The sequence below is a fragment of the Paenibacillus monticola genome, from assembly GCF_009664975.1.
In the GTDB taxonomy this organism is placed as follows: domain Bacteria; phylum Bacillota; class Bacilli; order Paenibacillales; family Paenibacillaceae; genus Paenibacillus_AQ; species Paenibacillus_AQ monticola.
This window is the reverse complement of the sequence record NZ_WJXB01000003.1, coordinates 694,515-709,143: the sequence shown is the minus strand read 5'-3', so window position 1 is coordinate 709,143 and position 14,629 is coordinate 694,515. Positions and strand designations below refer to the sequence as shown.

The following is a 14,629-nucleotide window of genomic DNA, read 5'->3' as shown; positions in this document are numbered from 1 at the left end:
AAGAGCAAAGCCTGCAGACATTGTCCGCAGGCTTTGCTCTTGAATAATTCGGACGGACGCCGATGATGCCGTCCGTTTTGTTATTTCTTGTGTACGCGCTCGGCATGCAGCTTGGTGATCAGCTTATCGCCTTCAACATCGAGATTCGGAAGCAAGCGGTCCAGCCATTTCGGAAGCCACCAGGCTTTATCGCCGAAGACCGCCATTACGGCCGGAACGAGCGTCATACGGATGATGAAGGCATCGATCAGGATACCGAAGGCTAAGGCGAAGCCGATCTGCTTGATCATCGCATCAGGAGCGAAGATAAAGCCGGCAAAGACGGAGACCATGATTACGCCTGCGGCAAGCACGACACGGCTGGCGAGATCATAGCCGTGAACGACGCTTTCGTTGCCATGGCGTCCGTGGACATAAGCTTCACGCATGGAGCTGACCAGGAATACCTGATAATCCATTGCCAGCCCGTACAGAATACCGGTGACCAGAATCGGCATAAAGCTGAGCAGCGGTCCTCCTGTATCGAAACCAAACAGGGAGTGCAGCCAACCCCACTGATAAACAGCTGTAGTCAGACCGAAGGTAGCTAGAATGCTGAGAATAAAGCCGACGGTTGCTTTGATCGGAACGATGATCGACCGGAAGACAAGCAGCAGGATGATCAGTGACAGGATCACGATGATGCCGATATACAGCGGGAAAGCGGCGGAAAGCTTGGATGACATATCGATATTGATGGCGGTGAAGCCGGTCACACCAAGCTTGATGTTATTCCCAGTTGCGATACTGGAAGCGGGATCGCGCAGATCCTGCACCAGATCTCTTGTCACTGCATCTGTCGGGCCTGTTTTAGGGATCAGGCTGATAATGGCGATATCACCAGTTGCATTGACGCCCATTGGGGACACAAGTGTGACGTTATCATGCATTTGGATCTCCTGAACCAGCTTACCGAGTTGCTCCATTGAAATTTTATCGGATGGGTTGTTCGGCTGAGCTACGAGTAGCAGCGGTCCATTGAAGCCTTCACCGAAGCCTTTGGAAATAATGTCATAGCTTTGGCGAGCCGGAGTGTCCAGGTTGGCCGAGGCGCCGGATGGAATGCCCAGTTCCATTTTCGTAACTGGAATTGCTGCTGTTCCAAGAACCAGGACAACCAAAACAATGATGACCCAACGGTATTTCACTGTAATGTTCGCCCAACGGTGCGAGAATCCGTGGCTGGCTTTATTTGCGGAGACTGTGCTTTTTGTACGGGCTTTGGCTGTGCAGATTCGTTCACCGACCAGACCCAATAGCGCAGGCAGCAGGGTTAGTGCCAGCAAGACATTGACCAGAACGCTGGCAGCGGCAACAAGTGCCATGGTCGACAAGAATCCGATGCCGATAACTAGCATACCGCAGAGGGCGATAATTACGGTCAGACCGGCGAAGAATACGGCGCTGCCGGCAGTACCCAATGCCCGGCTTGCAGCTTCGCTAGCGCTTAATTTCTCATCGAGAATGAGTCGCCGCTGTCTGTTTACGATGAACAAAGAGTAGTCGATGCCGACAGCCAGACCGATCATAACGGCGAGAATCGGCGTTATGTCATTCATCTGGATAATATTTGAGAGGGCAAACGCACCACCGACGCTAATTCCTACACCGAGGAGCGCGGTGAGTAGCGGCAGTCCAGCGGCAACGACCGAGCCAAGCGTAATAAACAGCACAACTGCAGCAACGACAACGCCGACCACTTCTGTCGATCCGATGGCTGGAATGCTCTTCAGCGAATCGCTCGGAATGGCTGTGATGCCGGAGCCTGCCTGCTCGACTTCGGTCACGGTGTTGATGATGTTATCCGGTACAGATGCGGGCAGCGACGTCTGCTGAACAGTGAATTGAAACTGGAACAAGGCGATGCTACCGTCCCCGGAAAGCATGACGCCGGGAATAGGAACGCCGTCAGCCATCAGCGGACCATAAGGGGCAGTTTGTCCTGCCGCAGCCGATGGATCTGCAGCAGCAGACTGACCCGCCGCAGCCGATGGATCTGCAGCAGCAGACTGACCTGCCGCAGCCGATGGATCTGCAGCAGCAGATTGATCCGCCGTAGCGGATTGACCTGCAGCAGCGGCTTGGGCTGCCAGTTTAGCAGGGTTGATGATGTACTCCATGTTGTAGACATCATTAATGGCTTTTTGAAGTAGTGCTAACCGTTCGGGCGTATCCAGACGTTCTCCGTCCGGTGCGGTGAAAGCGACGCTCGCCTGGCCGCCGGCAGCAGCAGGAAGCTCCTTAACCAGCATATCCAGTACTTTTTGTGATTCCGTGCCCTCAATTTTCATTTCGGAGCTGGACTGGATACCATTGACGCCGAGCAGGGCGCCTATAACACCGAGAATGACGATCCAGGCCGTGAGAAAGTACCATGGCTTGGAATAAGCTGATTTTCCTAATCGGTACAGAAATGTAGACATGTGATGGTTTCTCCTTTTTATCTCTGGTTTAAAAGCCGTTGCGCAAATAAGTAAACATGGAATTCAAATACTGATCGAACGATATGGCATCGGAGTCTTCACCCTGTGCTTCGCCCGGCAGCATGACGTTAAGCCGTCCGTCCAGAAGGGGGACAAATGCTCCGTAGACAGCACCGGCAAGAAGATGGGTATATCCGTCTGCATAGCGTCCATGGGAGAATTGCTCGAGCACTTCTTGAGCAGTGACTTGCAAACGGCGGAATACACTGAGAATATAAGGCTCCAGCGATGGATATTGATTTGCGAGCAATACGAACTGCTGCAACTTATGCAGAAACTCAGAGGTAAACTGCAGCTTGAGCAATTTGTATAAGGCATCCAGTGGTGTTGCATCCGGGGCCAAACCCGCTAATAGTATTTTGTCATCTTCATTTGTAACACTACCTATAAAATACTCTGCTACTGCTTCCTCTTTGCACGAGAAGTAATTAGCAAAGGTCCGCCGGGAAAAGCCAGCCTTCTGAACAATGTCATCGACAATGAAACTGTCCATGCCCTTCTCTAACGCAAGCTCAAAGGCAGCTTCGCTTAATGCATAGGCAGTGGCTTCTTTTTTTTTATCGCGCAGCGTCAGTTTGGGGTTCAAATTCGATGAATCCTCCTTTCTTGGTCCAGAGAACACTCTGAACTCTATTCACTTATGTTATTATTGCGCAAAGGGCAAAAATGCGCAATGAGCAATTAGTTACGGAATTGTGAACTGATTGGGAAAATGTGTAGAGGTTAAGAGGATTTCCAGATTCTTCAGCGCGGGGAGCTGGACGAATTTGCTGCGGATTGTTTCTAACATTCGATCCACCGCAGGCATTAATCCAGTTGCTATTTGACCCCTGCATAACAGTTTATGGATTTACTGCGTTTGAAAAATACAATATTATTGGAGTTGCAATCTCGTGCGAATATATAAAAATCAGGAATTAAAAGGGGAAAAATAAATGACTATAAATATAAAAAAATGCACATTTGATGATCTAGGATTACTTCAAGAAATTAGTGTTGAAACATTTAATGAGACATTTAAGAATCAAAATTCACCTGAAAATATGAAAGCCTACTTGGAAAAAGCATTTAACTTAAACCAATTAGAAAAAGAATTATCATATATCTCTTCCGAATTTTATTTTATTTATTCTACCGAGGAAATTGCCGGGTATTTAAAGGTAAACACTAATGATACTCAATCTGAAAAAATGGGCAATACTGCGCTTGAGATCGAGAGAATTTATGTCAGAGAGAAATTTCATAAACAGGGGCTTGGTAGCTATCTAATCCATAAAGCTATAGAAATAGCGATGAGACAGAATAAAGAGAAGATCTGGCTCGGAGTTTGGGAAAAAAATGAGAAGGCAATTGCATTTTATGGAAAAATGGATTTTGTTCAAACAGGAGCCCACTCTTTCTATATGGGTGATGAAGAACAAATAGATATTATAATGACCAAAACACTCATATAGCTTTTCTATGAAATAATATTAAACTAACGGCAGTTTTGTTGAACCCGTTGTAAATTAAAAAAACAATAATAGTATAATAAAAACAATATAAATTTATTGTAAAACGATAAATTACATGCTAAAATCATCTTGCCATTAAATAAGTGATGAGGTGTTTTGAATGAATGTTAAACGAGGATCAACCCATATCTTAAAGGTAATTATTGTTCTGGCTGGAATTGCAGTGCTTGCTTTGTGTATATTTTTAGTGCCCCATATGGCGAATTTTGCTGTAAAAAATGTATCCCAATATAACCCTAATGAAATATCTCGTTTTCATCGTGATGTATGGAGCGGCTGTGCCTTTTTACTTTGCGCTCTATCAGGCTTTCAATCTTTTACGGTACATTGACGAGAACACGGCGTTCTCAGAATTATCGGTAAAGGCGTTAAAAAACATAAAGTGCTGTGCGATTACAATCAGTGGGTTGTATGTATTAGGTTTGCCACTCTTTCGGTTTATAGCGAAGAAGGTTGACCCTCCTATTGGATTAATGGGACTCATCATCATTTTTGCTTCGTTGGTTATCGCCGTTTTTGCTGCTATCCTCCAACGGCTTCTACAAGAAGCGATTAATATAAAATCAGAAAATGATTTGACGGTCTGAGGTGAAGGAAATGACAATTATCATAAATATTGATGGGAAAGCAAAAGCGGTTCGTTTTTCAACATTGGCAGCGATATGTAAGACTTTGGATTGTCAGCCAGGTGATATTTTGGAGTAAAAAAACGACGGAGACACTCAATAAAACAGACAACAAATTTTATAACTAACGGATTACGTTAGCTCAAATTCATAAGGACTGCCAAACGGCAGTCCTTCGTTACGCTAACTGGCAGGATAGTTGAATGATTTCGCGAATAACTTAAGTCATGACGAATTTACGAAGTTCGCAAAAAAGACGTTAGCCGAAAGAAGTTCTTAGTTTAGGAGGAGTCTATATGATATTAGAAAAAGTTATAAATAGAATTGTAATACAAAGTGAATATAAGGATTTTGTTGATAAGTATATAGATAATATACTTACCGAATTTAAAGGTAAGATTCATAGCATTTATATGTGTGGCTCGATTCCAAAAGGAACTGCTAAACCTTTTAAGTCAGATGCAGACTTTACTATTGTATGTGTAAATCCCAAAGATATTGATTACGAAAGATTGTCAAATATTAAAGACAGGCTTTTGGAAGAATATCCAGTAGTAACTAAGATTGATACGATAATTTGCTCGATTGACGATGTATTAAGTAAACCAAATGAGTGGGGTTTTTGGGTGAAGATAATTTGTGTTTGCATATATGGTCATGACGTTGGTGAAAAAGTACCACCGATAATTATTTCTCCAGAGTTCATTTTAGACTTAAATACAGAGACCAAGGAGGAAGTAGATCGTATACATAGTTTACTTTCTAATGCTAGTGATAACACAATGAAAACTAGATATATTAAAGGTTACTCTAAGAGATTAATTCGTGCATTATACTCTTTGGTTTTAGAAGATACAGGTGTATGGCAAGATGACATTATTAAGATGAAGAATGCCATATTAAACTATTGTGAGATTGACTCCGCTTTAGTTAATTATCTGTATGCTTGTTACTTGGATAGTAATGTACTTGTTGAAGAGTTTCTGGGAATTGCAGATGAAGTATATAGCTATTTTGAGAACGCCTTAAATGCAATGGCTGCTTCCAGAACTTCCCTCGGCTAACACCATATTGATGCTCCGGGTCACTCTGAGAAGCGAGTGACCACATCCAGCCCCCTAAGCCCGTCGGGACGTCACTGCATTAGGTGTTCGGCAAGCCTCACAACTATAAGCAGCGACTCTAATTAAAACATAAGACTATTGAGCTCACGGGAAACGATAGCTCAACAACCAGATCTATAGCGTAAAGACAGAAGGCTGCCAGTAGATCGGTAGTCTTTTAAGCTATTGGGCAGGATAATTCGGTAATACTGTAGAATCTTTTTTCAGGATGCTTAAAAAAAGCTGAGGAGAGTAGAGAGATGATTCGAGGAGTAATTATCGAAGGGATGTCCACTGTAGGAAAAACATCATTATTTTCTGCTATAAAAAGATTACAAAATCAAACGGAAAATTGTGAAAATTCAATAATAGCAATAAGCGAACATTATTCACAGGTTCTGCATTCATACCATGGTGTCTTAAAATCCATGGATAAGGATGAACATATTTCCCTTCTAAGTCGTCATATTGATTATCTTGAACAACAATACGATTGGATTAATTCTCTTGGTCATTCAAAACTACAGAACGGTGTATTTTATCTATTAGAGAGGTTTCATGTAAATCATAGGGCTGCGTTTGAAGTTTCCCCAGAAATTGAGTTGCTGGAAAAACGTCTACTCAGGATGAATGCACGTTGTGTACTCTTAACCTTGTCCCAAGATGCTGTTGAGCCTAGGTTTATTGAAAGTCGTGGTGAAGCTTGGAAGTCATATGTGATGGGAAATCACTCTACTGTAACTGAAACATGTCATAACTTCTTAGAAAGTCAGGAAAAGCTTCGTAGATGTACGAAACAATCCTTGATTCCAACTTTAGAAATAAACACGGATGAAGCAAACTGGGAGTCTTATGCGAAACGAATCCTTATGGATTGTACTAACGGAGAACGATAGCACCATGACAATAGTGTCTTCTACGACACGACGAGCAAGCCGCCGGCGACGATCGAAATGGGACATTTAAGAAACTCCGAAAACCCACTACATTCAAGGGTTCTCGGAGTTCTTTTTTTAGAGTCAACCCTGCGCAGGGCTGGTCTTCATTTCATAGATTTTTTGGAGCGTATGGAGAAGCTTCGTCTTCTCGTCATCATCCTCTGTGTGGAGATAGCTCTCCACAAGCCTGTACCCGAATACGAGAAGGGACATCTCGTAGACGCAATGGTTGGCAACAGGGGGTGCAACTGCATATTCCGAAAAGCCTTTGTAATACGTGGGAACACACCGCTGGTAGTATTCGACCATATGATCGATATCCGCTTCATCTGCAATCAGGCTTGCGAGATCCTCGCCCAGGTAGCCCCATCCGGATGTATCCCAGTCGATGAGCACGATTTTCCCGTTAGCATAGATCAGGTTGGTCACCCAGAAGTCCCGGTGGCATAGCACGAGGGGCAATTGCTCAATGCGAGCAAGTATCTCGTCTGCGTGCTCATCGATGTCGATGAGCATTTGCCGCACGTGCTGCGGAAATTCACAGTCCTCCGAGCGTATATAATCGTAAACGACTGGCCATGACCGATAATGCAGATACGTATTTTTCATAAGATCCGCATGGCTCAAGTTGGTCAGGCTCAGCAGCGCAGCGGGTTGCTCCGTATGCAGCTTGCCTTGATAACGTCCCAACTCCAGCGCGGCCTGTTCATACATGTCACCGGTCAGTTCTAAACCAGATACCCCATCGATATATTCCAGCCACAGCTGGAATTCATTTTCTTCGGTATTCATCTCCGCATGGTAACATGTTGGCCAGCGGAAGGTATCCGAGAATGTCTTTCCCAAGTCAGACATATAGAGATCATATTCCCGGCGCCAGGAATCCGGATCGTTGTAACGTTCCCATTTCTTTTGAATTTTCAGCACGATACGGTACGGCATTTTTTCACCATCTGCGGTTTCGGCGATCCCCGTTACGAGATGCACATTTCCCACAGTTCCGCCCTGTAACGGCGTGGTTAGGAAGTCGGCTGAGAGGATATCCTTCTTCAAGTATCGGCCTAAGACATAGATCAGCGTTTCGGATTTAATATTCATTTCTTCCAACCTCCATTTTTCTTCGATTGCTTGTTCTCATACTGCTGTGTAATATAATGCTCCCACCTTTCACGCGGCAACGACCCGTCAGCAAGCGCAGCAAGAACGGAACAGCCCGGCTCGGATTGATGGCTGCAATCTGCAAAACGGCATTGAGGGAACCGTTCCTCCACATCGGTAAAGCTTACGGCTAACGATGAGAGAATTTCCGCTCTCGTTGTAGTGCAGCAAGACAAAATCACCAACGCACGGATAGTCCACGCGTGTTTCCGCGCTGTGATAGAACGTACCTTTGAGTACCGCCGTTATTTCGCCACGCTTGGTCATGACCGTGAAGCGCTCGCGCTGAAGCTCCGTCACCCTGCCGGGCAATAAACCGTGGGGAATTGCTTCTATTTCTGTATATCCATAGGTTTTCAAATCCATCATGTTTTTTGGTTAGCTCCTTTAATGTTGTTTTTTGGACGCAAAAATGCCACGGACAAACAGCCTCTAAAGAAGCTGCTGTCGCGCGGCATCAGGACGCAAAAAAGATACGACCTTCATCGTATCTGCAAACAGCAATATTCACGAAAGGTTACTTTGGAAGGCATATCAAATAATCCGGGCGTTTTCCCGCTTTTTTCACCTATGCCTACTATTCAGTTTTAAGACGAAACCACCATATAAGTAGTTGCCATTAAATACATCTCCCTTCGTGTCAGGAACTTGCTTATCACTAAGCTGTCTATAAAATAACCTTTTTTGGGAAAAAAATCAATGCTGGATATAACTCCGTGAATTAACCTACTTTAATTGCTCAAACACACGAAACCATTTAAAGATCAAGCCGTAATTGTATGTAAATATATTACAATGAGGTGTGTGATGAGGTTACTTTATTTCCTTAGAAGGGTTCTTTATACGATGGCTTTTTATTATCAAAAATTACAATTCATTGTTTTATCCGTTGTCGTAGTTGGAATTGTTGATTATTTTTTTATTTATGAATTATTTATTTCATTATCTACATTAGTTCCAGTATTTTTTTTAGAAATAGGTCCAATTATGCTTATTATTTTATCAGTGATTATTTTAAGAGGTGTATTTAAATTTATTCGGAAGAAGATGAAAGAAAACAAACACTTACTATTATTTTAAAGCTAAGAAGAAATGAACTACATAATTATCAAAATCATATTAATGTATAAATATATCACTTTGGAGTCATATCTACCAAAACTCCAGAAGGAGAGTACAAATGATGAAAAGTCGATGGATAACTGTAGCCGTACTATCTTTGTTTCTGCTTCTGCTGCTAAGCGCCTGCAATGACAACACACCAGTGGCTGAGATGCAGAACACAGCAGAGGCACTGAATACATCTGAGGTGATCGAGTCAAGTGCTGTTCCGGCAACCGTGTCAACGACGGAAGTGGACTCACCTTCTAATGAAGCTGGACTCACCTACGAAGTAACCCGGAAAGATGCCAAGGAGAAAGCCGAACTACTCACGACAGCTTATGATACGAACAGCGTGCAATACGCCCTTATCGATCATGGCAACATCGTCGTATCCGGCCAATCCGGCAAGAATGATGAGCAGGGACTGAAACCGCTCACGAAAGACACGATGTACGGGATAGGCTCGACAAGTAAGATGTTTACCACGGTTGCCGTTATGCAGTTGCTCGATCAAGGGGAAATCGATCTCGATACGCCGGTCGTACAGTATATCCCCGGATTTACGATGAAGGATGAACGCTACAAGCAGATTACGCCGCGCATGCTGCTGAATCATTCTTCCGGGCTGACGGGAACCTCGCCTACGAACGCCAGTTTATTCGAAGATAATGATACTTATGCCCACGACACACTGCTAAAGCAACTGTCCGGTCAGACCTTGAAAGCGGACCCGGGGGCTTATTCGGTTTACTGCAATGACGGATTTACGCTGGCCGAGATTCTGGTCGAGCAGGTCAGCGGCATGGACTTTACCTCTTATATCCATCGATATATTACCGAACCTTTGGGTATGGTCAATACGAAGACGCCGCTCGATTCTCCGGACGAAGCGAAGATGGCAGGACTCTATTATCCTACCTATACAGGACAACTTCCTTACGAGACGATCAACTTGATCGGAGCTGGAGGTATCTATTCTACGGCAGAAGATTTGGCTCGGTTCTCAACAATTTTTACGGGGGAAGCGGAAGAAGTCTTGTCCGGTAAATCGGCTGCGACCACTGCCCAAGACGAGTACAAGACGCCTTTGTGGCCTGAAGATGCGGACAACTCAATCGACTATGGTCTCGGCTGGGACAGCGTCCATCTGTATCCTTTCGGCGAATACGGGATGAAGGCGTTGACCAAAGGCGGGGACACGTATCTCTATCACGCGTCGCTCGTTGTGCTTCCCGAGCAGGATATGGCAGCAGTTGTTGTCACTTCCGGCGGGACCAGCACGTACGATCAGCTTCTGGCGAACGAAATCCTGCTTCAGGCGCTGAAAGAGAAAGGGACAATTACTGAATTCAAGCCAGAAAAGTCATACGGCGCGCCGGTAAAATCTGATATGCCGGAGTCCATGCTGCAGTATTCGGGAATTTATGGCGCATCCGATACAACGGTAAACATAGATATTACCAAAGACGGCGTAATGTCAATCACTTCGGAGCAGCCATCCGCTAATCCGAACCAGATCTACAAATATTCGGCGGACGGCATGTTCCATAGTTCGGATGGAAATGAGATGATCAGCTTCGTCACGGAGGAGAACGGTCGCACCTACGAATGGCTTCGTCGATACGCTTCGTTACCGGGTCTTGGGCAGGTGGCTATATCCATGTACAACGCCGAGAGGCTCCAGCCCCAAGAGCTTCCGGCAGAGACCAAGGAAGCATGGATTCAGCGCGACGGGAAGAAGTATTACCTGCTGACTGAGAAGTATACGTCACTTGCTTATTTGGTGTTGCCGTCCAGCCAATTGAATATGTCGAAACAATTGCCGGGGTACGTGCTGGATAAACGAATAACCGGCCCGAATTCAGCCGTCTCCGAATTGCAAATTCCGGGAATGCGCGGGCGGGATCTCTCCGGTCTTACGTTCTTTACACAAGACGGGGTTGAGTACCTGAATATACGTGAAACCCTCTTAGTGAATGAAGACGCCGTGAAGCCTTTTAACTTCGCTAAGAAGTCAATCGTTACGATTCCGCCCAGCGGATACGCCAGGTGGTATACGATAAGCGACAAAGACGGGGGCAAGGCCATTAAGGTAAATAGGTCCTCGAACGCTTCCTTCGCTGTTTATGATGCAAAGGGAACATGCCTCTTCTTCAGTGTCATCGGAGGCAAGGATCAGGTAGCACTGCCCTTGGGAGGATCCATAGTTTTCGCCGGAGATGCCGGCACGAAGTTCGAGATTTCCGCTCAATAACTTCGCAATAAGCATTTCATAACTGGCCAAGATATAGTCCTGCGTATAAGAAAGAAGATTCCTCAAGAAAAGTTGGATGAACTAAAAACATTCATACAAAGTGCCTTTATTCATTCCAGTAGGTGAACATTCAACTAACAGGAAGGTTAAACTAATCTTGGCGGGAATATACATTTAATTTTACGAATATCTCGAATATAGAAATTTATAGGAGGAATACAATGTTTTTTAATCTTATTTCGACACTAGCAATAGGTATATGCCTGGCTGGCATAGTTTTATATTATTATTTTGTTCTCCCGAGTAAGGACTTCATCTCGACCATAGCGATTCCGAATTCGTATGTTATCCAATCCTCGAATAGAATGGACATTCAGCATAATTATGAATGCGCCGCATTTTCAAGCGCATACGTGCTGAGACATTTTGGGATGAAGTCGGATGGCAACAAGCTCTATAAAGACTACCCTAGAAAGTTATATGATGGAACGGTTACGCCTAAGGGCATTCTCTTGTTCTTTAAGAAGCATGGTTATAACGCTTTTTTTTGCTCAGGTAATGTTGATACCTTAAAGAAACAAGTGAATCTAGGCATTCCGGTCATTGCGTTTATACGGGTTTTACCTGACCAAAGGAATTTGCACTTTGTACCAGTCGTTGGTTATGATGACGAATATTTTTACTTGGCAGACTCTTTGGAACACACCATTAACTGTTACGAAACCTGCTATAACCGAAAAGTATTAATCCGCGATTTTGAGACATTATGTAAGACATGGGTACCGTTTTGTAAAAATACGTATATCGTGATACGCTAAATGTGATTGTTTTCATTTCTGTACGTTTTCGCTTATCTAACCGGGCAGGCCAGCGGAACTACAAGGAGGATGGCTATGTATTCTTTTAGCGAATACTTTCAATATCATGATAGTTATTTTATTGTTGGGAAGCCTTGGTTTCCAATAATTATTGTTGGTATTCTGATAATGGCTAGTGTAATTATTTATAAACTTGTAAGAAAAAAGCAGTGATTTGCCTCAATGACTGTTCAACTAACGGGAACGATAGCTCAACAAAACACTGGCAGTCTAGGACTCCTTTTCAGTGCTTGTCTAACCACAAGGTCTGGAGAGAAGTTCTTTATGTTGGTTAGAATTAAACAAATCAAAGTAGTAATAAGGAATATGAGATTTAAAAATTTAGTCTATATGACCCGGCTTATATGCTTATATTAATAATTTTCCCCACGATAATAGCGCTTCAGTTTTTCTTCCAAATGAACGAGCTGCGCTTTCTTCTCCTCAATATCTTCCAGAAGCTTTTGCTTTTGATCTTCAATCAGTTTGATTCTCTCCGGCAGGGTTGAGGTTCCTTCGTTCACCTTATCATAATACTTTTTGATTTCCTCCACACTCATCCCGGTTTCGCGAAGACATTTGATAAAAACCAGCCAGCTCAGATCATCATCCGTATAAAGACGGTTATTCTGCTCGTTTCGGGTAGCAGGTTTCAGCAGTCCCTTTCTTTCGTAAAAGCGGATCGCTCCAATATTGATCCCGACTTCCTTCGCCACTTCTCCAATTGTTAACATAATAACCCTCTTTTATAAAAATTAATTGTTGACCTACACTAAGTGTAGCATAGTAACTTATAAATTGTTAAAGAAAAATCAAATGAGGGAAAGAAGGATTCACATGAAAAAGACCGCTTTTGTAACCGGAGCCAATAAAGGAATCGGAATTGAAATCGTTAGACAGTTAAGTGAAGCAGGCTGGAAAGTTATCCTTGGTGCACGTAGTGCTGAACGGGGTGAAACAGCAGTTTCCGAGTTAACTTCCTTAGACGTAGAATTTATACAAATCGACATGAGTGACTTGAAAAGCATCGAACAGGCAGCCGATATGATCAACAAGAATTATCCGGACTTGTTGCTTCTGATCAATAACGCGGGTATGCCTGGCGCTTTCTCCCCTTCTTTTACGGATACCAAAGAGGAAGATCTGCGGAATGCCTTCGAAGTTAACTTTTTCGGAACCTTCCGTTTGAACCAGCGTTTGTTCCCGTTAATCAAAGATAACGAAGGCACAATCATCAATGTATCGACCGACATGGCTTCTCTGGACCATATGCAAAATGCTGAATTTACTTTAAACGCATTCGATTATAACTCATCTAAAACGGCAAACAATGCCATGACACTCTCAATGGCTTATGAAGCCAAAAACAGCAACGCTCAAGTATTCGCGGTAACGCCTGGATTCACCTCAACAGATCTTAACGGCAATGCCCCAGGCGGTAAATCGAAAGAAGGCGCCGCTGCGATTATAGTAGGGTATGCGACAGATGGCCAACGTCATAACGGAGAATTCTTGAATGAGAAGGGCGTTTACGCCTGGTAACTCGCAACTGCCGACAGCAAAAACTCTTGCCGCCCATATCGCGGACAAGAGTTTTTTTGCGTGTAAGATTCTAGCAGGCAGGCTGTATTGTTCAATGAGAATCTAAAATAGGAAATAAAAACAGATTAAATTCTCTTTTTCAAAAGGTTTTTGAGCATTATCATTTTACTAAGATAAAAGTGAGAGAAGTTACGGAGGGAAAGATAATTTGAATAATAAGGGGTGTTTTGATATGACTATAAAGAAACCTGTGCGTGGTATATTTTTTGACCTTGGTTGGACGATTTTTCGCCCTGCAACAGGTGATTGGAGAATAACAGTAAAAGCTTTGGAATATATAAATCCACAAATTCTATGGTCACTACCACAATCTAAACTTAATACTGCAATTTCAAAAGCAAATGAGTACGTTAAAAATGAAATTTACAAAACTGAAGAGGAGGAGCTTGAAAGGTATACAAATTATTATAGAACAATTGCTGAAATGTTACCTGAAATTGATATTACAAACGAACAAGCTGAAATGATTGCATATGATAGAGTGTATAACGATTCTAATTATGTTTTTTTTGATAATACCAAAAAGATAATTGAAGCTCTTAAGGAAAAGTATAAGATTGGGGTTATTTCAGATACTGACCCATCCATCAAAAGGGTTTTAAAAAATGCAGGTCTATATGATTATTTTGATAATATGACACTTAGTTATGAACTTGGAGAAAACAAACCAAGTCCCGGCATGTTTAGACACGCACTTGAGGCTATGAATTTGCCAGCAATAGAAACCGTATTTATCGACGATTATGAAAAGAACTTAGAGGGTGCATCAACTATGGGTATACAATCTGTCTTAACTCTTTCAAGACCAGACTCTCAAGAAAGCATAAAATATCTAAGCATTAAAAAGCTATCCGATTTATTGTTATATTTATAAAATCAGAATTTTGATTCAGCTGGAATTTATTTTTTTGATGCCCGAATCCTATATTCTAACCATGCACCTTCGTGATC

Annotated in this window: 13 protein-coding genes and 2 pseudogenes; 10 read left to right on the top strand and 5 right to left on the bottom strand. The window is 43.2% G+C overall.

Features of this window, described 5'->3' with window-relative positions:
* Positions 1–80 precede the first annotated feature (80 nt).
* Together GJB61_RS12220 and GJB61_RS12215 are read right to left on the bottom strand one after the other, a co-directional pair.
* Positions 81–2,462, bottom strand: coding sequence for an MMPL family transporter (locus tag GJB61_RS12220; RefSeq protein ID WP_154118759.1), 2,382 nt, complete (start codon positions 2,460–2,462; stop codon positions 81–83).
* A 28-nt stretch (positions 2,463–2,490) separates the two neighbouring features.
* A complete protein-coding gene (locus tag GJB61_RS12215) occupies positions 2,491–3,108 on the bottom strand; it encodes a TetR/AcrR family transcriptional regulator (protein WP_154118758.1) in 618 nt (205 codons plus the stop codon).
* A gap of 349 nt (positions 3,109–3,457) precedes the next feature.
* Here GJB61_RS12215 and paiA point away from each other — a divergent pair, with 349 nt between their 5' ends.
* From paiA to GJB61_RS12190, 5 genes and pseudogenes are all read left to right on the top strand, one after another.
* A complete protein-coding gene (paiA, locus tag GJB61_RS12210; RefSeq protein WP_154118757.1) occupies positions 3,458–3,976 on the top strand; it encodes a spermidine/spermine N(1)-acetyltransferase in 519 nt (172 codons plus the stop codon).
* A gap of 160 nt (positions 3,977–4,136) precedes the next feature.
* Positions 4,137–4,623: pseudogene (locus GJB61_RS12205) on the top strand (DUF2975 domain-containing protein).
* 31 nt (positions 4,624–4,654) lie between these two features.
* Positions 4,655–4,741 (top strand): annotated as a pseudogene (locus tag GJB61_RS12200) (helix-turn-helix domain-containing protein); the annotation flags it as partial.
* A 217-nt stretch (positions 4,742–4,958) separates the two neighbouring features.
* On the top strand, positions 4,959–5,726 hold the full coding sequence (locus GJB61_RS12195) for a nucleotidyltransferase domain-containing protein (RefSeq protein WP_154118756.1): 768 nt from the start codon (positions 4,959–4,961) through the stop codon (positions 5,724–5,726).
* A 299-nt stretch (positions 5,727–6,025) separates the two neighbouring features.
* A complete protein-coding gene (locus GJB61_RS12190) occupies positions 6,026–6,661 on the top strand; it encodes a hypothetical protein (protein WP_154118755.1) in 636 nt (211 codons plus the stop codon).
* 123 nt (positions 6,662–6,784) lie between these two features.
* On the opposite strand, the gene GJB61_RS12185 is transcribed toward GJB61_RS12190, so the two are convergent.
* Together GJB61_RS12185 and GJB61_RS12180 are read right to left on the bottom strand one after the other, a co-directional pair.
* The gene (locus GJB61_RS12185; RefSeq protein WP_154118754.1) at positions 6,785–7,801 is read right to left on the bottom strand and encodes an aminoglycoside phosphotransferase family protein; all 1,017 of its coding nucleotides are present in this window, start codon (positions 7,799–7,801) and stop codon (positions 6,785–6,787) included.
* An 87-nt stretch (positions 7,802–7,888) separates the two neighbouring features.
* Positions 7,889–8,230, bottom strand: coding sequence for a ribosome small subunit-dependent GTPase A (locus GJB61_RS12180; protein ID WP_229521611.1), 342 nt, complete (start codon positions 8,228–8,230; stop codon positions 7,889–7,891).
* A gap of 477 nt (positions 8,231–8,707) precedes the next feature.
* Here GJB61_RS12180 and GJB61_RS12175 point away from each other — a divergent pair, with 477 nt between their 5' ends.
* From GJB61_RS12175 to GJB61_RS12165, 3 genes are all read left to right on the top strand, one after another.
* On the top strand, positions 8,708–8,941 hold the full coding sequence (locus GJB61_RS12175) for a hypothetical protein (protein ID WP_154118753.1): 234 nt from the start codon (positions 8,708–8,710) through the stop codon (positions 8,939–8,941).
* A 100-nt stretch (positions 8,942–9,041) separates the two neighbouring features.
* Positions 9,042–11,219, top strand: coding sequence for a serine hydrolase domain-containing protein (locus tag GJB61_RS12170; protein ID WP_195724309.1), 2,178 nt, complete (start codon positions 9,042–9,044; stop codon positions 11,217–11,219).
* Between the two features lie 221 nt (positions 11,220–11,440).
* Positions 11,441–12,037, top strand: coding sequence for a C39 family peptidase (locus GJB61_RS12165; protein WP_154118752.1), 597 nt, complete (start codon positions 11,441–11,443; stop codon positions 12,035–12,037).
* A gap of 413 nt (positions 12,038–12,450) precedes the next feature.
* Here the strand turns inward: GJB61_RS12165 and GJB61_RS12160 are convergent, their stop codons facing one another.
* On the bottom strand, positions 12,451–12,810 hold the full coding sequence (locus GJB61_RS12160; protein WP_154118751.1) for a MerR family transcriptional regulator: 360 nt from the start codon (positions 12,808–12,810) through the stop codon (positions 12,451–12,453).
* Between the two features lie 103 nt (positions 12,811–12,913).
* Between GJB61_RS12160 and GJB61_RS12155 the strand changes: the two genes are divergently transcribed.
* Positions 12,914–13,618, top strand: coding sequence for an SDR family NAD(P)-dependent oxidoreductase (locus GJB61_RS12155; protein WP_154118750.1), 705 nt, complete (start codon positions 12,914–12,916; stop codon positions 13,616–13,618).
* A 232-nt stretch (positions 13,619–13,850) separates the two neighbouring features.
* On the top strand, positions 13,851–14,552 hold the full coding sequence (locus GJB61_RS12150) for an HAD family hydrolase (protein WP_154118749.1): 702 nt from the start codon (positions 13,851–13,853) through the stop codon (positions 14,550–14,552).
* Positions 14,553–14,629 lie beyond the last annotated feature (77 nt).